The organism is Leclercia sp. J807 (assembly GCF_009734465.1).
Classification (GTDB): domain Bacteria; phylum Pseudomonadota; class Gammaproteobacteria; order Enterobacterales; family Enterobacteriaceae; genus Enterobacter.
Genome location: NZ_CP046446.1, coordinates 2,281,549 through 2,302,459 on the forward strand (window position 1 = coordinate 2,281,549; position 20,911 = coordinate 2,302,459).

Below are 20,911 nucleotides of genomic sequence, written 5' to 3' on the forward strand. Positions count from 1 at the left end.
ACAACTGACGGGTTTGTCCGGCTCAGTTCTTTATAATACTGCAGGTACTACGTTTGTCAAGGCTCAATTGAAATGTCCGTTATCCAGCTCAATTAAAATGACCACTTTGATCTCTCATTCTCTTTACTGATAGACTTTCCTCCGACTGAAACAACAGGATGATTGAGCCCATGCTTCGATACGAGTTAACGCCGAACAATGCAGGTTTTATACTGTGGGGAGATTCAGAAGCCCTGAATGAATTACATGAACTCATTCATTACATCGTGGATGAAAGCCCACTGATTAAAGTTAAAGACGGATTTATGTTATCCCTTGCCTATGATATTCGTAAAGCACGGGAAGGTAATCGTCGTGTTGAGCAACATCAGTATGATCAACATGATACATATAAGCTTTATGGTGTTGAGCTTTTATGGCCTCTGGTCCTGGTACAGTCCTCAATACTCAGAAACTCAATGGGTTATATTCAGACAGACAAAAACCAGCTGTCTGTCATGTATGCCTTTGAATACCTGATAGAATCAGCATTAACAGAGTCTGAGAGAACAACGTCGAATGATATTATGCTAACAGTAAAATATGCATCAGACTCTGATTTTAATTTCATTGAGGATAATATTGACAGCAGGTGCTGCTATTTTATCAGCCTATCTCCGGAGCAAAGAAAAAAGCAGTTAATCAGTATTGTTCGTTCTTTTCATTCATTATGGGGTAAGTATGCCCGTGAAAAGCAGGACATAAAGATGCTGAACGAAATGAATAATACATCATGGGTCTGGCCGGACAATATCAACTGGTGAGCAACCACTGTCCGGCCAGTGAGTACCATCAGCGGGCTCTTTTACCAAAAATGTCCTCTGAACGTGACTGAAGCTGTTTGAGTGCTTCGAGCATGTCATCATTATCCAGTGAGCGCTGGGATTTCTTCCCTTCCTGCTTTGGCCGTCGTCGGGAAGGGCCATCTCCAGCGGGAATTGACTGAGAGCGCGTGTTATCCCGCTTGCTCTGCACCAGACTGATAAACTCCAGGGTTCGGCCAAGACGCTTGTTATCGACAATCGCGCCCTGGTCGATTTCTGACAGTCGGTCGTAGGTAGAGTAGGGAAGTAGCGTACCGTTCAGGCGCAGCTCTTTTCTGCCATCAGGATAGTGATACACATCGATATATTTACCTATTGCACGGCGACTCAGTTCGCTGTCTTCAATCAGGTACAACATTTTATCATATTGTATCGTCAACGATTTTGAGACTTTACGTTTTTCACGAACAGTGAAAATAAGCCCCAGGTCCTCATCATGTTCTACAGCACGGTGTACGTCAAAATCATGTCGCGGTACTTTGCCAAAACGGCGGTTATAGTCAGCCATATAGGCCTCAGCGAAGTCATTTGCAGCCTCCATTGAACAAATGCCCTGTAACCGCAGCTCTTTGACCAGACGATCCTGTAAAGTGAGGTGAGCTCGTTCTACACGCCCTTTGGCGGGACTGGTTTCTGCACAGATAGTCTGGATGTTCAGTTCATGCATGGCTCGCCCAAACTGAGTATGCCCGTCTCCGCCTGTGGCGTGTTTATTGTTAACACGAAAAACACCGGCTTTATCGCTGTACAGTGCCAGCGGTTTACCATGCTTATCGATATAGCGCCGCGTGGCTTCGAAGTAAGAAAACGTGGACTCCGATTTAACAAACAACAGTTCCATCAGTTTGCTGGTTGCATCATCAACATAGACCAGCGCGGTGCAGGCCGGGCCACGGCCTTCAAACCAGTCGTGATCACAGCCATCTATTTGTATCAGCTCACCAGTACACGGACGCCGGTACCGTGGTTGAGGGATCCTTGCGGCACGTTGTTTACGGGGAACCCATAAGCCAGCCCGCACCATGATGCGCCGGACAGTTTCTTTGCCAAGAAACAGTCCGTGGAGTTCTTCGAGCTTTTCACGCGCCAGAGTCGGACCGAAATCAGCATAACGCGTCTTGATCAGTTCCAGAGCCTGATCTGCGAGCCCGGGTGGCAACTGGCGGTTACCACGCATGCCACATCGTCTGCTGGCCATACCAAGCGGTCCGCCTTCACGGTAACGGGCAAGAAGTCTGCGGCATTGCCTGTCGCTGATACCGAGGTGCTCGGCCGCACGGCGCGTTGTGATGCGACGTTCAATGACGTCCTGTATAATCTTGATCCGGTTGATCTCTTTCAAAGTAAACACTCCTGAGCTTTCTGCGCTCATGATATGCCTCCCGGTAGTTTAAACGGACCAGTGAAGCTTACCATAGCGCGGACATCTGAATTGAGCCACAGGCGGACATTACTATTGAGCCATTACAACGTTGGTGCGCATAATGTATATTATGTTAAATACGATCTGTGGCAGCAACGCAGCCTCCCTGGTACCCGTACCGGGCCTCGTATTACGCGCCCAGCTTTATCCCCTCGCCTCAGCTTCTCATTCATCACCGTACACTCCGACACACCTCAAGCACTTTTTCTCTCAGCCATCGATGACCGGGATCCCTTTCCATTCTCGGATGCCACATTTGCGATACCGTGATGGCGCGGGTCTTAAACGGCAGTTCGAATACATGCAGCTGCTCCGTCATCTGCGGGTTTTGCAAATACAACGCCGGAACCATGGCGATAAGATCCGATGCCAGCGCCACGGACAACGCCGTCGGAAAGCCAGGCACCACGCTTGCCACCTTACGCGACAAACCTGACTCCGCCAGTGCATCATCCACAAACCCGTGTAATGATCCATTCGGTGCGGCCACCACATGGCCCCAGGCGACATAATCCTTTACGCTGATTTCCGGTAACGATGCCAGCGGATGCGTCTTACGAACGGCACCGACAAATCGGTCCTGAAAAAGTCGCTGCAGGCGAATTTCCGGGCCCATATTGCTCTGGACGCCAATTTCCAGATCGACCAGACCCTCACGCAGATAACGTGACGTTTTTTCCGGCTTGGGCGCGAAACGGATACAGACGTCCGGGGCTGCCTCAGCCACAGCGGCAATCAGCGCCGGGCCAAACGCGACGACAAACCCATCGTTGGCCCGGATTGTGAAAATCCGCGCCAGACTTTCCAGCCTGAGCGTCTCCATTGACGGCTGTAACACTGCCCTCGCCTCCTGCACCGCATTTCTGGCGCGATCCCGGGAGGCTTCAGCCCAGGGGGTCAGCACCATATTTCGTCCGGCTCGCACCAGAATCGGATCGCCCGTTACCTCACGCAGCCTGTTGAGCGTGCGGCTCATGGCGGATGCACTCAGGTTTAAGCGCCGTGCAGCACCGGCCACGCTCGCTTCTGCCAGCAGAATGTCGAGTGCGACCAACAGGTTAAAATCGGGATCGGACATGATAAACCTCAGATAAGGCGTTCGGTGCAATGATTAAGTGTAAACCATGCGTCTTCCGCCTTATATACCTCGTGCTTATAGTTTCGTCATCAAAACCATATTCAGGAGTTCAGATGATGATGCTATTTTCAAACCAACCCGGTGATGACGGGCTGCCTGGCCCGGAGCGCGCCCGGGTGATGATCGCCGTAATGGTGACCACCCTGATGGGGGTATTTGATGGCACCATGATCAACATTGCCCTTCCCTCTATGGCGCAAGCGATGCGGGTGCCTGCAAGCTACGCGGTCTGGTTCGCCAACGGTTACCTGCTCTCTGCGGCCATGACGCTGATGATCTTCGCCTCGCTCGCGACGATCTTTGGCACTCGCCCCATATTTCTTGCGGGGCTCACCACCTTTACGCTGACTTCACTGGGCTGCGCAGTGGCAACTACCCCAGAAATGCTTGTGGTAATGCGTATCCTGCAGGGGATCGGCGGTGCGGCGACGTTAAGTATTGCTCCGGCGATCCTGCGCAGCGTTTTTCCGGGACGCCTGCTTGGCCGCGTGCTGGGTCTGCATGCCCTGCTTATTGCATCCAGCACCGCCATTGGCCCGGTGCTGGGCGGTACAATACTGGATACCCTGAGCTGGCAATGGTTGTTTGCCATTAACATTCTTCCGGGAACCTTAGCCCTGTTGCTGGCTTTCAGGGCGTTACCCGGAAAATCAACGTCCGGCAAAACGGCGTTTGATCTCCCTGGCGCGGTACTGTCAGCGACCCTTTTGGGGGCAATGATTATGGCGGCGAACAGCCTTCACCTGGCGGCGGTCTGCTGGGGACTCCTCGCCCTGTTCAGCACGATGCTGTTTATCTGGCATATCCGCCGCGCCCGGGCACCCATACTGCCGCCCGTCATATTCAAGAACGGACGTTTCACCCTCGCGGCATTAACGTCACTGGCCTCTTTTGTCAGCCAGGGGATCACCTTTGTTGCGTTGCCTTTCCTGTTTCAGAGCGTATATGGCTACAGCCCTGTTGTATCCGCGCTGTTGTTTGTGCCCTGGCCGATAGGTATTGTACTCATCGCACCCCATGCCGGCCGCTGGGCAGACACGGTTTCTGCGCCGCTAATCTCCACTGTTGGCCTGGCCATCTTTGTGGTGGGGTTGATCCTGCTGGCGATGCTGCCCGCCTCGCCTTCCGTATGGGATATCGGCCTGCGTAGCCTGGTTTGCGGCATCGGATTTGGATGTTTTCAGAGTCCTAACAACCGGGAAATGTTGTCGAATGTTGCCCGCGAACAGGCAAGCTATGCATCCGGGGTATTATCCATTGCCCGAACTTTCGGGCAGTGCCTGGGCGCCGCTGTTGTTGGTATCCTTCTGGCTCTGATATCCCCGGAAACCGGCCAGACGTTGAATGAACGGGCTGTCCACTTCGCCCTGTGGGTCGCTGTCGCTGCGTCTGTCGCTTCAGTGTTGTTTAGCCTCAGCCGACTGCGCAGAACGCATGCGCTTTCGTTAGGAGGAAGCAATCGTTAATCTTCTCAACTAGACTTCTTAGCGGCTGTACGTCTTTAACTGCGGACGCAGCCCACTTCACTCAGGTTCTTTTATTCCCCGAGAGGTCTATCATGTCATTTGTTACCACCAACGATGATGTCAGTATCTTCTATAAAGATTGGGGTCCTAAAGATGCACAGCCCATTTTCTTCCACCACGGCTGGCCATTAAGCGCTGACGACTGGGATAACCAGCTGTTGTTCTTTTTAGCTGAAGGTTTCCGCGTTATTGCCTCTGACCGTCGTGGTCATGGCCGCTCAAGTCAGGTCAGCGATGGACACGATATGGATCATTACGCCGCCGATGTGTCTGCCGTTGTGGAACATCTGGATCTGCGTAACGTTATCCATGTTGGTCACTCCACCGGCGGCGGACAGGTTGCACGCTATGTAGCGAAATACGGTCAACCGCAGGGTCGCGTGGCGAAAGCGGTTTTAATCAGCGCCGTACCGCCATTAATGGTGAAAACACCGGAAAATCCAGGCGGCACACCTCTGGAGGTTTTTGATGGATTCCGTAAAGCGCTGGCCGCAAACCGGGCGCAATTTTATCTCGACGTGGCGACGGGCCCCTTCTACGGCTTCAACCGAGCGGGGGCTGAAATATCCCAGGGGACTATTCAGAACTGGTGGCGGCAAGGGATGATTGGCAGCGCGAAAGCGCACTATGAAGGCATTAAAGCCTTTTCCGAGACGGACCAGACCGACGATCTGAAAGCGATTACCGTGCCGGTGCTTATTTTGCAGGGTGATGACGATCAGGTGGTGCCTTATAAGAATGCCAGCCTGCTTCAGGATGAACTTATCAGCAACAGCACGCTGAAAGTTTATCCGGGCTATCCTCACGGGATGCACACGACGCACCCTGATACGATCAACAAAGACTTACTCGATTTCATCCGCAGCTAAGTCAATGATTCGGGTGGCCTTCGCCACCCGTTTTATTTCAGCGCCCTTTATAAGGAGGCTTTCAACCGTGCGACCGCCTCTTTCAGGTTTTCATCCGTGACGCTGACGTAGGACATGCGCAGCGTGTTGTGATCCGGCTCGTTACAGTAGAAGAACTCCCCTGGTACGTAGACCACGCCGTTGTTGAGAGTCTTTTTCAGCCACTCGGTAGTGTTCATCTCATATTTAAATTTCGCCCACAGGAACATGCCACCCATGGGTTTGTGGAACGTCAGGTGATCGCCCAGTTCGCGCTCCACCGCCTGGCAGAGGATCTCGCATTTGTGTTTATAGGCGTCACGGATCAGCGCGATTTGTCCCGCCAGGCGCCCCGTGGTGAGATAGTGATAAGTGAGCGACTGCGACAATGTGCTGGTGTGTAAATCGGTGGCTTGCTTGAGGATCACCACCTGACGCTTCACCCAGTCCGGCAGCACTAACCAGCCTACCCTTGCCCCCGGCGCGAGGATTTTTGAAAAGGTCGAGGTGTAAATCACGTTATCGCTGCACCCCATCTCTGTCGCCCAGGCTTTTAATGGCGTGAAGGTGTTGTCGGTAAAATTGATTTCGCCGTAGGGATCGTCTTCGATAATCACAAAATCGTAGCGCTGCGCTAATTCCACCAACTGCTTGCGGCGCTGCTCTGTCAGCGTTACGCCGCCTGGGTTGCCAAACGTCGGTACGATGTAGACCGCTTTGATCGGCGTGGTCTTAACCAGCGCTTCGAGCTCATCAACGATCATCCCTTCGCCGTCGGTACCCACCGACATCAGGTTAGCCTCGGCTAGCTGCAGAACCTGCAGGGCCGCGAGATAGGTTGGACGTTCAACGACAACAATGTCGCCAGGGTTGATCAGCGCGCGAGCCAGAATATCCAGTGACTGCTGGGAGCCGGATGTGACGACAACCTCGTCGATACCGCAGCGGATCCCCCTGCCGCTCAACAGCTGGCAGATTTCGCCGCGCAGTTCCGGGCTACCTTCGCTCAGACCGTACTGAAAAGCCTCCTTCCAGGTGCTGGAGAGCACCTTTTCCATTGCCATTTCCAGCCCTTCACGATCGAAAAGATCCGGGTTGGGTATGCCCCCACCGAGTGAAATCACCCCTTCCATCTTGCTGTGTTTTAATAGTTCTCTGATCGCCGATGACTGGAGGTTTTGTACTTTGTGGGCAATTTTGTTCTGCGACATCTTTCGTTATCCTGGTTTGTTGTCTCCCAATCTAAGTATCACATGTCGGCGGCTTTGATAATCACTTTCTGCGGCAGAAAAACGAGGAATAACAATTGCAGAAGCCGGAGCACGACGGCTCCGGCAGTAAGGTTCAGAACTCGATACGGGCGCCGAAGTTATAGCGGCGGCCTTCCAGCATCGAAGACTGGTTGTACGAGGTGCGGTAAATCGGGTTTGCGTCAAACAGGTTATAGATGCCGGTCATGAGTGTAACGTTCTTGTTCAGATGGTAACGCGCCCCTAAATCGACCAGCGCGTAGGCTTCTGTTTCGCTGGAATTGCCGATGTCCGGTGAGGCGCTGCGCCAGCTCGCTTTGCTCCATAACGCCAGGTCGTTTAGCGCATTCCATGTCAGAGAGACGTTAGCCATGCTTTCCGGGAAGTCACTCAGGGCGTAACCTTTATACTCGCCGCTCTGTTGTTCGCTGTGAGTCCAGGTATAGTTGGCATTGGCTCTCAACGATGAGGTGACCTGCCAGTCGCCGTTCAGCTCCACGCCGTAGATTTCGGCATCGCTGACGTTGAAATACTGGAAGACAGAGTCAGCTACGTAACCATTATATGTACACTGCTGCGAAGCCGACGCGGTACAAATGACCCGGTCGCTGATTTTGTCCTTGAATTTGGTGTAGAAGACGGTCGCGTCCAGCGCCAGCGCATCCTGCTGCCAGTAGACGCCAAGCTCGGTGTTGACGCTCTCCTCCGGTTTGAGATCGTCATTACCGATGCCTATTTCCGAATTAGGATAAGCCCCATACACGCTGGTAAAGCCGGCATTATTCTGGCGCAGATCCGGTTTTTTATAGCCCGCCGACACACCGCCCTTCAGCGCCCAGTTTTCATCAAGGGTCCAGTTGCCGTAGATCTTAGGCGTGACGTGATAACCAAAGTAGCTGTCGTGATCCAGACGCGCCGAGGTCGTTAAGGTGAAATCCGGGACGATCATCCATGCATCTTCGGCGAATACCGCCCAGCCGTTGCGCGATATTTCGCTCACCGGCGTTACGCCCGGCGCCTCTTTATCTTTAATGCCGAACTCATCGTCCAGCTCATTGCGGGTAAAGTTGATGCCCAGCGTCAGCTTGTGGTCGCCGAGGGTAAAGGTATTGGCGCTGTTCGCCTCGTAGTTTTTCTGGGTAATAAACTGTGATGCCATTCCCGGCACGCGGTACTCGGTTTTCGCTTTCTCGTAGCTGACGAAGTTCTTCACCTCCAGTATGTCGCCATACCAGGCGTGCTGCGACAGCGAAGCCGCGTCGCGGTCGAAGCCCCAGTACCACTGTTTATCGTTATGCGTTTTCTCCTGATTCCCTTTCGTAGCGTTCAGATCCCAAAGTTGGGTCTCCGTTGGCGACAGGGCGATCGTCGCGTCCAGGTTGCCGGACTGATGCTTCACAAAACGCTCGTCGTTGACGCTATCATCATCGCGACGGTCGAGATAATCCGCGGCCACGCTTACCCCCAGTTTACCGGGGATCACCGGGCCCATCACAAAGGCATTGGTCTGGTTGGTGTTGCCGTACTCGCTCTTCTCCTGCAGGAAGTAGTTATCCTCCAGAACGCCTGTCCACTTCTCCAGGTTGTACGCTTTTTTAGTGATGACGTTGACCACGCCGCCGATGGCGTCAGAGCCATACAGGGATGACATCGGCCCGCGGATCACTTCGATGCGCTCGATGGCGGCCAGCGGTGGCATAAAGGCGGCCTCGGTACCGATATGGTGGCCGTACGGGCGGGATTCGCGGGTGGCCTGTTTAATGCCGTTCACCATGTAGGAGGTATAGGTGGAGTCCATCCCGCGCATCTGGACATCGCCAGTCGCCAGGCTGCCGTGGCCGTTACCCACCAGGAGACCCGGCATCTCGCGCAGGGCTTCGGTGACGTTCTGGTTAGAGCGGGTGTTCAGCTCCTTTTCATTCACCACCGAGATGGTTGCTGGTGCCTCGCGACGCTCCTGGCTGAAGCCGGTCGCGGTCACGACCAGCTCATCTTCGTTAACGGCGGTGGATTCCGCGGCGAAAACGGCCGCAGGAAGGTTTGCCAGGGCGAGCGAAACCGCCACGGCCATGCGTGTCTGCTTTATCACAACAGGATCCTTAGAGCTGGGTTAAATCAATCTTGAGCACGTAGTCAGCTTTGTGAGCTTTCTCATCCTGCTTGACGCTGGCATAGAGCGTGCTGGCATCGGCAGACAGCACCAGGCTGTTTGGCATCGCCGTGGTTTTAATGGTGTGTTTCAGGTGATAAGTGTTTGCATCGATCACGCTAATCTGGCGATCGTTACGATGGGTGACGTAGACCTCTTCACGCGCCGGGTTATACAGCACACCAACGGAATTAGGAGTCGGTACACGATGAAGCAGTTTGCCGGTGTCCAACTGTACAACCAGCACATCTTTGGTGTTGGTGTCGGCGATATACCCCACGCCTTTAGCACTATTTAGCGCGATATTCAGGAAATAGTGCTCCGGATCGGCAGGATCGACCTTCACGCGGCTGAGCAGCTTCGATGTTTTAGCATCCAGCGCGATCAGTTCCCCGACACCTGACACGACATACACTTTGTCGCCCGCTTCATCTACTGCAAACCCGACCGGCTCAAGTTTTTCAAGGGTTTGGGCCAGTGCCTGCTTCTCGGTATCCACAACCCAGAGTAATCCTTTATCCTTACGCCCTATTCCCGAGACATAAAGACGCTGATGCTTCTTATCCAGCACCACTTCACGCACGTGCACGCGATTTTCTGGATCTGACGTGTCGCTTAGCTGAATTGTTTTAATGGTTTTAATGGTTTTATCAGTACGGGTATCGAGCAGCGTGACCGACCCTTCCAGCGAATTACCCAGATAAAGGCGATGATTTTCTTCGTCCAGCGCGACGGCGAATGTGCGACGTTCCGTGGGGATCTTCGCTTCAATTTGCAGCGTCTGCGCCGCCAGCTTAAAGACCAGCCCGTCCGTTTTGTCTTTATCAAAGGAAGGTGCTGACGCAGCATAAAGGGCCTGCTGGCCCTTATCGTAAGCCAGCTCGTACACGCCGTGCCCAAGTGACTGGGTGACGAAATCTTTCTCGGTAAAGGTTTTAGCGAATGCAGCGCCAGAGTGCATTGCCAGGGAAATGGCGACGGCACACAGGGTTTGCTGTATTAGGGCAGAGGGAATATGCATGTCATTTTTCTTTACAGTTGCTTACGTAAAGAAAAATGATAATGAAAATAAATATCATTAACAATTGCAAATGGCGTTTACTACCCTACCAATTTTTGTACCGATTTAATCGAAGCGGCTTATTCTCGCCGCCTGGCTTGCCAGACCGCGGAAAATCGCCCCGCTTATCTGTTCTGGAAAATCCGTCGGCAATTCCGCCCTGACGGTGGCGATTACTTCATCCGTGCGGTCGGCCATCTCTTTCATCAGCCTCCGGGCGAGTCCGCTTCGATAAACAGACTGAAATTCTTACCGTGACCATCAATTGCGGCCAGCATCCAGAACAGGATCTACGCTTTTTACCACTCCTTTTTCCAGCTGGGGTTATCGGGCAGCGTCGACCCTCTTTTCACCACATGGAGTTCCAGATCCAGCGCCGCGAGAATTTTGAACAGGGTTTCCAGCTTTGTGGATTCAGGTTTGTTCTCGAAATCCGATACCGTAGTTTGTTTAATGCCAACCTGTTCAGCGGTCTCCGATTGCGTTAACTTATTGACCTTACGCTGATCTCTGACTGCCTGTGCCAGTGCGCCTGCCGTTGTTACTTTCATGCTTACCCCTCATAGAGGATATTTTAGAAAAATCCCCTATAGGGGATAAAACAAGGCAGCTGGCCCTACTTTTCTGTTAAGCGACTGTTCAGGGCACGATGTTTAGGTATGTTGAATTATGAAGTTATAATGTATGTTGTAACTATTGAAAGGTGTTCACAATACCCTGGTATGAGAGAAAACTAATACTCCACGCTTTATATTCTCAAGAGCGAGAAGCCATCGGAATTAAATATCTGAATCAATCATTAATAGGCCATTGCCTCTAAGACAAAAGTGCCAGAAAAAGACAGACCTCATGAAGACGACAGTCCAGCAAACTAACGAAACGCGGAATGGCTATTTAAAGACCCGGTAAAGCATTATTATCGTTTAACCGAAACGCATCCAATAAAAAAAGGCCCACCAGCAACCAATGATTTTATTCATCTTTTTAACAGGCGAAGCCGGAACATGCTGAAAAACGCCGCGTAGCGCCAGGAAGTCAGGCTATCATTGATGAATAAGACAGTGATTTTTACTCATTGAAGACCAGGGCGTCAACATATAACGGGTGAACTCCGGGGTATTCCTGTTGCCCTGTTTTGCTGGTTTAAAATTATTCGGAGAGGATGGTTATGGTTGAATGTTTTACGAAAAATAATACTCGAAATTTTCCGCGGATGTATTTTTCGCCATGGGTATGGGTAATTAAAAAAGGCCAATAAATTTAAACATACTGGCTGTGTATATTTAAAACTGCCCATAAGGGAGCAATGTATATGGCGATATTCAGGTCATTCTGGCAGGCAGGATTCGAAGGCGCTGATTTTATCACCCGGGCGGGTCATCCCCTTTCAATGGATAACGCAACGGCGCATGACGTACGGTATGCCGAGGATTACCGCGCGCTTAAGCCGTTCAACATGCACACGGTAAGAGAGAGCGTCGGCTGGCTTCTTGTTGATAAATCAGGCAGTTACGACTTTACCACCGTCGCAAAAAAAATGATGTCGGCAAAAGAGAACGGTATCCAGATTTGCTGGACGATCTGTCATTACGGCTTTCCCGCTAATCTCGATTTTTTCTCACCGGAATTTGTCTCTCGCTTCGCTCATCTGTGTGGCTCGCTGGCCGCGTTTTTGCGCCCCTGGTATGAGGAGCCGCCGGTCTACTCTCCCATCAACGAAATCTCATTCACCGCCTGGGGCATTGCGGAAGGATTGTTTCCCACCTCCCCGCCAGGCATGGGCGAAAGCGAGCTGGTCAAGCGACAACTCGTTCGGGCCGCCATAGCCGCCTGCGACGCCATCCTGGCGGCCGATCCGAGAGCGCGAATTTTACATTGCGACCCGTTAATCCATCTGATTTCACCAGATGACGACCCTGCAAAGATTGAGCAAACCGAAGCGTTTCGTACCGCGCAGTTTCAGGCGTGGGACATGCTGACGGGCAGGCATGAGCCTGAGCTGGGTGGCCATCCGCGCTATCTGGATCTGATAGGCGCCAATTACTACCACGACAATCAGTGGATGATGGGCAATAACCAGCGCCTGCCGTGGCACCTGGGTGATGGTCGGCGACGGCGATTGCACGACATGTTGCAGGAGACCTGGGAGCGTTATCGCCGCCCTATTCTGCTTGCCGAAACCAGCCATGTGGGTAGCGGGCGCGGCGCCTGGATTAATGATGTCGTCTCAGAGGTGGCTCAGGCGCAGCTGGCAGGCGTAGAGCTGGCAGGCATTTGTCTTTACCCGATTATCGACCGCCCCGACTGGGAGAATAACGCAAACTGGCATCACTCTGGCTTATGGGATGTGAGGCCCGACAAAGAGCGAGAGCTGAATGCCGTTTACGCCCGGGCTCTTAAACATGTCCAGACCCGGCTGGAACACTTTCACCAACTAACTGGCGTCACTACCTGCACCAGCACAGAGGTATCAGGCATGAAAAAAATCTATGTTTTTAGTCACCTGCGCTGGGATTTTGTTTTTCAGCGCCCGCAACATCTGATGACACGGCTTGCTCAGCACTACCAGATCGTCTTTATCGAAGAGCCGCTGCATTCCGTTGGAAAACCTGAGCTGAAGATTTCCCAACCCGCGCCGAATGTCACGGTCATCCAACCGCAGACGCCGTCAACAGAGCCGGGTTTCCATGATGGACAGATCGCCTGGCTGGAAACACTGCTGGCAGAGATACGCGAAGAGGATGAGACCCCGGTCGTCTGGTTCTACACGCCGATGGCCCTCCCTCTGCTGAAGGTCTTCACCCCCGCCGTCGTGGTGTATGACTGCATGGATGAACTGGCCGCCTTTGAAAAAGCGCCCCGCCAGCTATTGCAACGAGAGTCAGCCCTGCTGACGCGGGCGGATATTGTCTTTACCGGCGGGCCAAGCCTGTATGCGGCAAGAAAAGGACGCCACCCGAACATTCACTGCTTTGCCAGTAGCGTGGATGCGGTGCATTTTGAACAGGCGCTGGATCGGGCAAATCACCATCCTCTGCAGGACGCTATTCCGCATCCGCGCCTGGGCTATTACGGCGTAATTGATGAACGTATGGATTTGTCGCTGATCGCCGCCCTTGCCGATGCGCATCCGGAGTGGCAAATCGTGATGGTTGGTCCGGTCGTGAAGATAGACCCGTCAACCCTGCCGCAACGAAGCAATATCCATTACCCTGGCATGCAGCCTTATCAGGCCCTGCCCCATTTCCTTGCCGGGTGGGACGTCTGTCTGATGCCGTTTGCGCTGAATGAATCCACTCGCTTTATCAGTCCGACGAAAGTGCTGGAGTACATGGCCGCGCAGCTTCCTGTGGTGAGTACCGCCATCGCTGATGTTGAAAAACCCTATGGCCACATTGTGGCGGTCGCCCGGGATCATGCCGCCTTTGTCGCCGCTTGCGAAGAGGCGCTGGCATTGTCTGAGGAAGAGCGCGCCTCGCAACGGCAGATCATGCAAAACATCGTCGCCAGTACCTCCTGGGACACAACCGTACAAAAAATGCATGAGCTGATTGGGCAGGCGCTCTCTCGTCATCAGGCTCAGGAGACAGCGACAACGGATGCCGGAGGCGAGGATGTTTCACCTCAGGCAGTTTTACGCCTGATCCCCCCTGCCAGAACGGGTTCAGAAGTAGAGCCATGCTTAATTCTGGGTGCCGGGCCAACCGGCCTGAGCGCGGCCTATCACTTTGGCGAAGGGGCAACCTTACTGGAGCGTAATGAGACGGTGGGAGGCTTGTGCCGCTCGGTTCAGGACAAGGGATTTACCTTCGATTATGCGGGACACATTATGTTTTCCGCCGATGAAGAGGTGCTGGCGTTATACAACATCTTACTGGGTGACAATATTCACTGGCAGATCCGCGAGGCCTGGGTCTATACCGACGGCGTCTATACCCGCTATCCCTTCCAGGGATCGCTTTACGGCTTGCCGGCGCCGGTGATCAAAGAGTGTATTCTGGGTGCCATCGAGGCGCGTTACGGTACCGGGTCAGAGGTGAAAAGCATGGCCTCGACCTGTGGTAATAGTGCCGAGACGCATCGCCGCCATCATCATGACTGCTGTGCCGATGGCGCGGTGCCGGACTACACCAGCACAGGCCAGAACGTACCGCCGGAAGGCAGTTTTGAAGCCTTCATCTATGAAACCTGGGGCAAAGGGATCGCCCGTCATTTTGCCATTCCCTACAATAAAAAATTATGGACGGTGCCACTCTCAGAGATGGAGACCTCATGGCTGGGCGGACGCGTCCCCTTGCCCGATCTGGACCAGATCATCGAAGGCGCGCTGGGCGAAACGGCGAAGCCTATGGGACCCAACGCGCGTTTCGGCTACCCCCTGAAAGGCGGTTTTCAGGCACTGATGTCCGGCTTTGTGCCGCACATAAAGGGCCGCATTGAGACCGGCGCCGAGGTCAGCAAAATCTACGTCAATCAGCATATTGTCGTGCTCTCTGACGGCAGACAGTACCGCTATGAGCAGATGATCAGCACGCTGGTGCTGCCGGAGCTTATACGTCTGATGGGTGACGAAGTACCGCCAGAAATTCGTAAAGCCGCAAAAGGCCTGCGCCATGTCTCCGTCCGCTGCGTCAATCTGGGCGTTAATCGCGACACCCTGACGGATAAACACTGGATCTACTACGCTGGCAAAACCGTATTCCACCGTATTTTCGTGCAGGGCAACGCCAGCCCGTTCTGCAGTCCGCCGGGTGCGTGCGGCCTCACCTGTGAGATAAGCTACTCCCCGGACAAACCGCTGCCCGCTGACGGCCAGGCGCTGATCGACAGATGTATTCAGGAGTGCATTGAGGTTGGGATCATCTCGGAAACCGATGAGATCCTCACCAGCAATCAAATCGATATCCCTTACGCCTATGTCATCTATGACCAGCAGCGTAAAGAGAACGTTGAGATGATAAGAAAATGGCTGTTGCTGCACGGCATCACGCTGGCCGGACGTTACAGTGAGTGGGAATACTACAATTCGGACCATGCGTTTATCGCCGGAAAGGCGGCGGTTGAGAAGGTTCGCCAGTCTGCGTATCGCCACTCTGTTTCATAGTGGTGACAGTGTCACGAAACGTAATAAGAGGGCACGAAATGTGCCCTCTTTCCGTTTACTCAGCGGGTAAACCGTTCGCCAGCGTGGAGAAGTAGCGCTGTTTCTGCCACTCCGCACGATTACCGATGACGTACAAGCGTTGTTTCGCCCGGCTGACTGCAACATTAAGCAGATTAGGCCGGCTGGCAGCCCATGATTTGGCGCCGGGCCGCTGAACATTTCCCCCAAGGACAAATATCACAATGCTGGCCTCTTTACCCTGGGTGGTATGCACTGTGCCGGTCTTTTGAGTGTCAAACCCAAGTTCAGACGCCAGTTGGGATAACTTCTGCGCACAATCTTTGAACGGTGAAACCAGGAAAATATTGTCTGGCTTTACGCCATGACTATCCCGCAGGCCCGATAACAACGTTCTGACCGCTTCACCTTCCTCTGCAATCCAGTTCCCTTCACATGCCTTGCCTTCGACATCAATCCAGCAACTTTCCGGCAAGGGCAAGGATACCGCCTTTTTCCCATGAACCATGAGACCGTCATAAGCAACCGCATTACTGACGGTGAACATCGGATCGTCACAGCGGCGATGAACGCGAAGCGGACAGCCAACCCAGACCTGCCCATTATCCGGGTCAGGCAAAAGCGTGCCCAGATCCATCGTGTGATCGGCCAGGATTTGTGCCGACACCATTCCCGGCCACCAGCACGCTGAAATTCCATAATGCTGCGCCAGCGCCCCTTCCACGACTTTAGCGATCCCGCTAACCGGTTCCAGCTGTTTTGGATCCCCTACGACAACCGTTCGGGCTGCACGCCAGATGGCGCCTGCGGCCTGCTGGGGTAACGCCTGACCCGCTTCATCAATAAGCAGCCAGCCAATCGCTTCCCTACCGATCCGTTTAAACATGCGCGGGACGGAAGCAAAGGTCGTTGAAATGACGGGAACGACAAGCGTCAGGGAATTAAGCGCCAGCTCAGCCTGCTCCTCTGACAAATTCTTGCCTTGTAGCCAGTTGCTCACCAGATTGATGTTGCTGATGAACGGCTCCGGATGATGCTCAATAAAGGCCCTGTGAACATCCAGGGCGGCCAGGAACAGCGCCTGTCTGGCTTTTTGCCACGCGTCGTCCGCCCAGGGCGCGGACTTCTCTCGCACCTCATCGCTGGCATGGGGATCGGGCCAGACATCACCCAGTGCCGATTTTGCCTGCTCTGACCGCGCTTGCGTTGAGATAAGCTCCAGGTGCATCTCGCTCAGAGCACGATCAATCTCCTGCAACTGCCGCGTCTGGTCCCTAACGCTCTTCTCTGCCTCCTTCTCTTTGCGTTCGAGGGCATCCCGTTCTGTCTGGTATATCCCCATCTTTGCGCGAAGACGATCGCTCTCCTGGGTTAAACGATGATAACGCTCCCGCCACTCACGATGGGCGCGTCCCCATGTGGAGATCCAGTCCAGGAAGGTGGGCTTATGGGAACCATGCTGTTCCAGGCGCTTGCCGGCGGCCTCAAGCTGCCCGCTCCATTCAGCGTAAAGGGCCTGATGCTCGATTTTTTCAACCTGGATCTTCGCCTGCGTCTCCTGAGCCTGAGTCAGTTGGTCTGCCGTCAGCGTCCGGGCGTCGCGCTTTTCCAGAATGCGCTGATGAATCTCATCGATCTGCTTATCCAGCGTTGCGTAGTCGATCAGTTGCTGACGTATGGCCTCTTCCCGCTCCTGCGCCTGTTTAAAATTCAATTTCGCCTTATCCCAGGAGATGGCCGGTTTTCTTTTCCCGGCTTTTATCAGTCTGAGATGGTAAGCCAGCCCTTCCCCCCGCTGAGGCGTGAACCTGTCCGGAGGCAATAACGGCATATCGTTATTCTCTTCCGGTTTTCTCCACCAGAACACCTTCATAAAAGTGTTCCTGTTGCCTTTGTTGCCCAGTCTGGCCGCCAGCAAACCCCAACCCGGCTTACCGATCAGTTCTGAAACCAGATCGGCAAAATAATCACTTTCACCATGCACGCTTTCCGGCACGGCGTCTGCGCCGGGCAGTTCAAGCGAGATATTTTCCACCGCGCCGTTATTTGCGGAGGCAACGACAATCGAAGACCCCTTTATGGCAGGATGCAGAGGATAGTAAGGGTATCTGTCGTCCCCAAGAATGAGCATATTTTTGCCCGCGAAGACCTCATCTTCATGGCGAATCAAACTCCCGGCCCGTTGCGTCACCACCGCGGCAACCACATCCCGCAATAAGGTCGTTTTCCCCGTCCCGGGAGGACCATTCACGGCCAAGATACCGGCTTGATCGGCGTGGCGACGCCAGATCTCGTTAACCGCTAACTGTTGGCTGAATGCCAGAGGATAAGGCGAAGGCCAGGCGCCCGCAGGGGGTTGCGTGGGAAGCAATCGCTGAAAGGCGAGCCGTAAACCCTCGGGTGAACGTAGGTCGATACGCGCTCTGTCAGGTTCAGAGACAGCACGCATATACTCAACGAATCCCGGTCCTGCATCGTTTTGCTGCCAGGCGTGACCAAGATTACGCAGCTCGCTGATATAAAAACTGTTTAATAAACCATCCTGTACGGGATCAACCTTCTTTTCTTTATCTTTGTTATCCGGTGTTGGCTGCTCCCCGGCGGGCTTCGGTGCCTTAACCTGGATACATTTCACAAGACAGACAAACTCAGATTCTAAGGTTGAGTGCGGGAAAAGCGTTTTATCAACCACCAGCGCCACCAGCTTCTGGATCCAGTCGATATCCGGGCTGTTCCCGTTAGCCTCTAAAAGCGCGGCTTCATCGGCTATCCATTGCATAAGACGCAGGGTTAAGGCATCGAAACCGGCGAACCCACTGTCAACAAGAGGGAGAGTGTCACCCGGCGGAGGTAAGTCGGAAAAATCTACGGGAACGTTGTTCTCAAGCGCCGCCACGCCGTCCTTATGGTGCAGGATTTGACCGGCAGACCATGCGGAGAGCGACAGCATAAATGTCTGATAAAGCGGTATGCCCTGCTCATTGAAGCTAATATCAAAAAGCCGACTATTGACTCGTCCTCTCTCTTCAACGACATCATCATGCGCGCCAATCTTCTCTTCCAGTTGCTGAGAAAGCGCCGTGGCATCATAAACACCGCATTGCGCGGTATAGAGCCAGACTTTGTCATCCTTAAGAGGTTTATCGGTGTGTCTGGTATCGCGCCAGGGGAGATTGCCACCTTGCGCAACTTTATAGGCTGGCCGGAACAGATCGTCGGGGTTATCTTTGTCGAGTTTCTGAGGCGTAAGCGCCTCGACCGCTTTCCAGAACTGAAAAATGTGTTGTGCCTGCATCTGCTGTTGAAATACCTGAGTAGGAGGTGATCGTTCGGCTGTTTGGCGCATTGCTAAGCAGCAAGAATAAAATACTTACACGAACAAATAATACCCCTGGTAACAAATGGGTCAACCTTGCAGACAACAGAAGGACGCCATAGTCAACTGAACCCTAACACATTTTTCGCTGAACAATTGAAACCCAGGGGGACAGACAACAGGGTCACAGCATTGACTTCCCTCCGAATAGAACGACAATAAACGTACCCGGCGACATTCGTATAACTGGAGCTTATCATCGCCTGTTCACGTCGTTCTCAGCTTGCCACTCACCTTAAGCGCTCCGGCGCGCTCATCGCCGCGCTTATACTGGTCAGTTGCAGCTCAACTCCCCCCAAATCTCTGGTAACGCCGCTACCGCCGGTCGCGAAACAGCCCCTGCCCGATAAAAGCGCGCGCCACGAGCCGGTGCGCGGCGTCTGGCTGGCAACCGTCTCCCGTCTCGACTGGCCGCCCCAGGCGTCAGTGAATGGCCGCAGCGCACCGGCGCGGAACGCCATGCAGCAAAAGGCCCTGACCGATAAGCTGGATAACCTGAAAAGCCTCGGGATCAACACCGTTTTTTTCCAGGTGAAACCGGACGGCACGGCTCTGTGGCCCTCTAAAATATTGCCGTGGTCCGATATGCTGACCGGCAATATAGGAGAAGACCCCGGTTACGATCCGCTGCAGTTTATGCTGGATGAAGCCCACAAGCGTGGGATGAAAGTGCATGCCTGGTTTAACCCTTACCGCGTCTCGACCAATATCCGCCCGGGTACGGTCGCCGAGCTGAACCGAACCCTGAAGCTGAATCCGCCCAGCGTCTATGTCCTACATCGGGAGTGGATCCGCACCGCAGGCGATCGCTTTGTTCTCGACCCCGGCATTCCGGAAGTCCGGGACTGGATCACCAGCATCGTGGCGGAAGTGGTGTCGCGCTATCCGGTCGACGGCGTGCAGTTTGATGACTACTTCTATGCCGAGTCCGCAGGCTCGAAGCTGAACGACAGCCAGACCTATCGCCAGTATGGTCAGGGCTTTGACTCAAAGGCCGACTGGCGGCGCAACAACACCCAGCAGCTGATAACCCAGGTGTCGCGGACCATTAAACAGCTAAACCCGAACGTGGAGTTTGGCGTCAGCCCCGCCGGGGTATGGCGTAACCGCTCCCACGATCCGGCCGGGTCCGACACCCGGGGTGCGGCGGCTTACGACGAGTCCTTCGCCGATACCCGCCGCTGGGTGCAGCAGGGCCTGCTGGATTACATCGCCCCCCAGCTCTACTGGCCTTTCGCCCGGGATGCCGCACGCTATGACGTGCTGGCTAAGTGGTGGGCCGACGTGGTGAAACCGACCCATACGCGCCTCTATATTGGCGTGGCGCTCTATAAAGTGGGCGAACCCTCGAGCAAAGAGCCCGACTGGACGGTGAAAGGCGGCGTGCCAGAGCTGAAAAAACAGCTCGATTTGAATGAATCTGAGCCGAACATCGACGGCACGATTTTGTTCCGCGAGGACAATCTGAATCAGCCCCAGGCGCAGGATGCGGTACGGTATTTGCGGACGCGCTGGGGATCGTAATGGGGATAGACGCGTGACCGCTACTGTTGTAGCGGTTTCACGTTAGACGAACAACCTCAAACTCTTCTGCAACAAGCTCCATATCCTCCGAAAAAGAGCCTTCCTGCGTAAAGAAGCGCTGATGTTCTTTGCGCCAGTACGCAAGGCTAAGATCGCCTTCGCCTTCTTTGCGGGCAAACTCAGCGCTGACATCACAAAAACGCACCAGACGCGCTGCAACCAGCCTGACAACGCAGGCAGGTCGCGCTTGCCCATCCAGGATGATGATGTAACCGCCAATGGTGGAGCTCGCGCCTTCTTGCTGATAAGAGGCCAGGGAGCCACAGGTGGCTGTTTTTATCCCCCTTCTGATCAAGTCTGCAAGCTCGCTGGCCAGTGCTGGACTGTCACCCATCTGCCAGACAGTCGCACCTGGATACTTCACCTTTAATTCATCAACTGCAGTCATAAAAATCCTCTTAATCGCACAGGAACATAATGCCGGGGGCGCTGCGCTTGCCTTCACGTTGGCCGACGCAAGCTATCCATTTAGCGCCCTGCGATCAACCCCTTACATTTTGGGGGACCGCATCATTATTGCTCCAGTTTTTACT

At 53.8% G+C, this 20,911-nt stretch carries 14 protein-coding genes; 5 read left to right on the forward strand and 9 right to left on the reverse strand.

Annotated features, from left to right (window positions below):
- Positions 1-170: 170 nt before the first annotated feature.
- Complete coding sequence (locus GNG26_RS11065; protein ID WP_001567369.1) at positions 171-803, forward strand: hypothetical protein; 633 nt, start codon at positions 171-173, stop codon at positions 801-803.
- 28 nt (positions 804-831) lie between these two features.
- On the opposite strand, the gene GNG26_RS11070 is transcribed toward GNG26_RS11065, so the two are convergent.
- The gene (locus GNG26_RS11070) at positions 832-2,235 is read right to left on the reverse strand and encodes an ISNCY-like element ISKpn21 family transposase (protein ID WP_001567368.1); all 1,404 of its coding nucleotides are present in this window, start codon (positions 2,233-2,235) and stop codon (positions 832-834) included.
- 223 nt (positions 2,236-2,458) lie between these two features.
- Positions 2,459-3,364 (reverse strand): LysR family transcriptional regulator, encoded by a 906-nt coding sequence (locus tag GNG26_RS11075; RefSeq protein ID WP_103824403.1) that lies wholly within the window; start codon positions 3,362-3,364, stop codon positions 2,459-2,461.
- A gap of 116 nt (positions 3,365-3,480) precedes the next feature.
- Between GNG26_RS11075 and GNG26_RS11080 the strand changes: the two genes are divergently transcribed.
- Both GNG26_RS11080 and GNG26_RS11085 read left to right on the forward strand, forming a co-directional pair.
- Positions 3,481-4,890: an MFS transporter gene (locus GNG26_RS11080; protein ID WP_231604322.1), complete on the forward strand. Its 1,410-nt coding sequence runs from the start codon at positions 3,481-3,483 to the stop codon at positions 4,888-4,890.
- Positions 4,891-4,982: 92 nt separating this feature from the next.
- Positions 4,983-5,819 (forward strand): alpha/beta fold hydrolase, encoded by an 837-nt coding sequence (locus GNG26_RS11085; protein ID WP_156238704.1) that lies wholly within the window; start codon positions 4,983-4,985, stop codon positions 5,817-5,819.
- A gap of 47 nt (positions 5,820-5,866) precedes the next feature.
- On the opposite strand, the gene GNG26_RS11090 is transcribed toward GNG26_RS11085, so the two are convergent.
- From GNG26_RS11090 to GNG26_RS11110, 5 genes are all read right to left on the reverse strand, one after another.
- The gene (locus tag GNG26_RS11090) at positions 5,867-7,048 is read right to left on the reverse strand and encodes a PLP-dependent aminotransferase family protein (protein ID WP_156238705.1); all 1,182 of its coding nucleotides are present in this window, start codon (positions 7,046-7,048) and stop codon (positions 5,867-5,869) included.
- Positions 7,049-7,181: 133 nt separating this feature from the next.
- Entirely contained in the window at positions 7,182-9,176 is a 1,995-nt protein-coding gene (locus GNG26_RS11095; RefSeq protein WP_156238706.1) for a TonB-dependent receptor domain-containing protein, read from the reverse strand.
- A gap of 10 nt (positions 9,177-9,186) precedes the next feature.
- Positions 9,187-10,257 carry a YncE family protein gene (locus GNG26_RS11100; protein WP_156238707.1) on the reverse strand — a complete coding sequence of 357 codons (1,071 nt, stop codon included), beginning with the start codon at positions 10,255-10,257 and terminating at the stop codon, positions 9,187-9,189.
- Positions 10,258-10,362: 105 nt separating this feature from the next.
- The gene (locus GNG26_RS11105) at positions 10,363-10,503 is read right to left on the reverse strand and encodes a type II toxin-antitoxin system HipA family toxin (RefSeq protein ID WP_147271012.1); all 141 of its coding nucleotides are present in this window, start codon (positions 10,501-10,503) and stop codon (positions 10,363-10,365) included.
- 92 nt (positions 10,504-10,595) lie between these two features.
- Positions 10,596-10,847, reverse strand: coding sequence for a helix-turn-helix domain-containing protein (locus GNG26_RS11110; RefSeq protein WP_156238708.1), 252 nt, complete (start codon positions 10,845-10,847; stop codon positions 10,596-10,598).
- A gap of 761 nt (positions 10,848-11,608) precedes the next feature.
- On the opposite strand from GNG26_RS11110, the gene GNG26_RS11115 reads away from it, so the two are divergent.
- A complete protein-coding gene (locus tag GNG26_RS11115) occupies positions 11,609-15,400 on the forward strand; it encodes an NAD(P)-binding protein (RefSeq protein ID WP_156238709.1) in 3,792 nt (1,263 codons plus the stop codon).
- A 55-nt stretch (positions 15,401-15,455) separates the two neighbouring features.
- Here GNG26_RS11115 and GNG26_RS11120 read toward each other — a convergent pair whose 3' ends face one another.
- Positions 15,456-18,764, reverse strand: a complete 3,309-nt coding sequence (locus GNG26_RS11120; RefSeq protein WP_156238710.1) for a DEAD/DEAH box helicase — start codon at positions 18,762-18,764, stop codon at positions 15,456-15,458.
- 216 nt (positions 18,765-18,980) lie between these two features.
- Between GNG26_RS11120 and GNG26_RS11125 the strand changes: the two genes are divergently transcribed.
- The gene (locus GNG26_RS11125; RefSeq protein ID WP_103824396.1) at positions 18,981-20,318 is read left to right on the forward strand and encodes a glycoside hydrolase family 10 protein; all 1,338 of its coding nucleotides are present in this window, start codon (positions 18,981-18,983) and stop codon (positions 20,316-20,318) included.
- A gap of 37 nt (positions 20,319-20,355) precedes the next feature.
- Here the strand turns inward: GNG26_RS11125 and GNG26_RS11130 are convergent, their stop codons facing one another.
- Positions 20,356-20,766, reverse strand: coding sequence for an ASCH domain-containing protein (locus GNG26_RS11130; RefSeq protein ID WP_156238711.1), 411 nt, complete (start codon positions 20,764-20,766; stop codon positions 20,356-20,358).
- Positions 20,767-20,911 lie beyond the last annotated feature (145 nt).

What these genes read in the sequence shown, in the direction of transcription:
- GNG26_RS11065 (WP_001567369.1), top strand. Translation starts at nt 171, where the DNA reads ATGCTTCGATACGAGTTAACGCCGAACAATGCAGGTTTTATACTGTGG.
- GNG26_RS11070 (WP_001567368.1), bottom strand. Translation starts at nt 2,235, where the DNA reads ATGAGCGCAGAAAGCTCAGGAGTGTTTACTTTGAAAGAGATCAACCGG.
- GNG26_RS11075 (WP_103824403.1), bottom strand. Translation starts at nt 3,364, where the DNA reads ATGTCCGATCCCGATTTTAACCTGTTGGTCGCACTCGACATTCTGCTG.
- GNG26_RS11080 (WP_231604322.1), top strand. Translation starts at nt 3,481, where the DNA reads ATGATGCTATTTTCAAACCAACCCGGTGATGACGGGCTGCCTGGCCCG.
- GNG26_RS11085 (WP_156238704.1), top strand. Translation starts at nt 4,983, where the DNA reads ATGTCATTTGTTACCACCAACGATGATGTCAGTATCTTCTATAAAGAT.
- GNG26_RS11090 (WP_156238705.1), bottom strand. Translation starts at nt 7,048, where the DNA reads ATGTCGCAGAACAAAATTGCCCACAAAGTACAAAACCTCCAGTCATCG.
- GNG26_RS11100 (WP_156238707.1), bottom strand. Translation starts at nt 10,257, where the DNA reads ATGCATATTCCCTCTGCCCTAATACAGCAAACCCTGTGTGCCGTCGCC.
- GNG26_RS11105 (WP_147271012.1), bottom strand. Translation starts at nt 10,503, where the DNA reads ATGAAAGAGATGGCCGACCGCACGGATGAAGTAATCGCCACCGTCAGG.
- GNG26_RS11110 (WP_156238708.1), bottom strand. Translation starts at nt 10,847, where the DNA reads ATGAAAGTAACAACGGCAGGCGCACTGGCACAGGCAGTCAGAGATCAG.
- GNG26_RS11115 (WP_156238709.1), top strand. Translation starts at nt 11,609, where the DNA reads ATGGCGATATTCAGGTCATTCTGGCAGGCAGGATTCGAAGGCGCTGAT.
- GNG26_RS11120 (WP_156238710.1), bottom strand. Translation starts at nt 18,764, where the DNA reads ATGCGCCAAACAGCCGAACGATCACCTCCTACTCAGGTATTTCAACAG.
- GNG26_RS11130 (WP_156238711.1), bottom strand. Translation starts at nt 20,766, where the DNA reads ATGACTGCAGTTGATGAATTAAAGGTGAAGTATCCAGGTGCGACTGTC.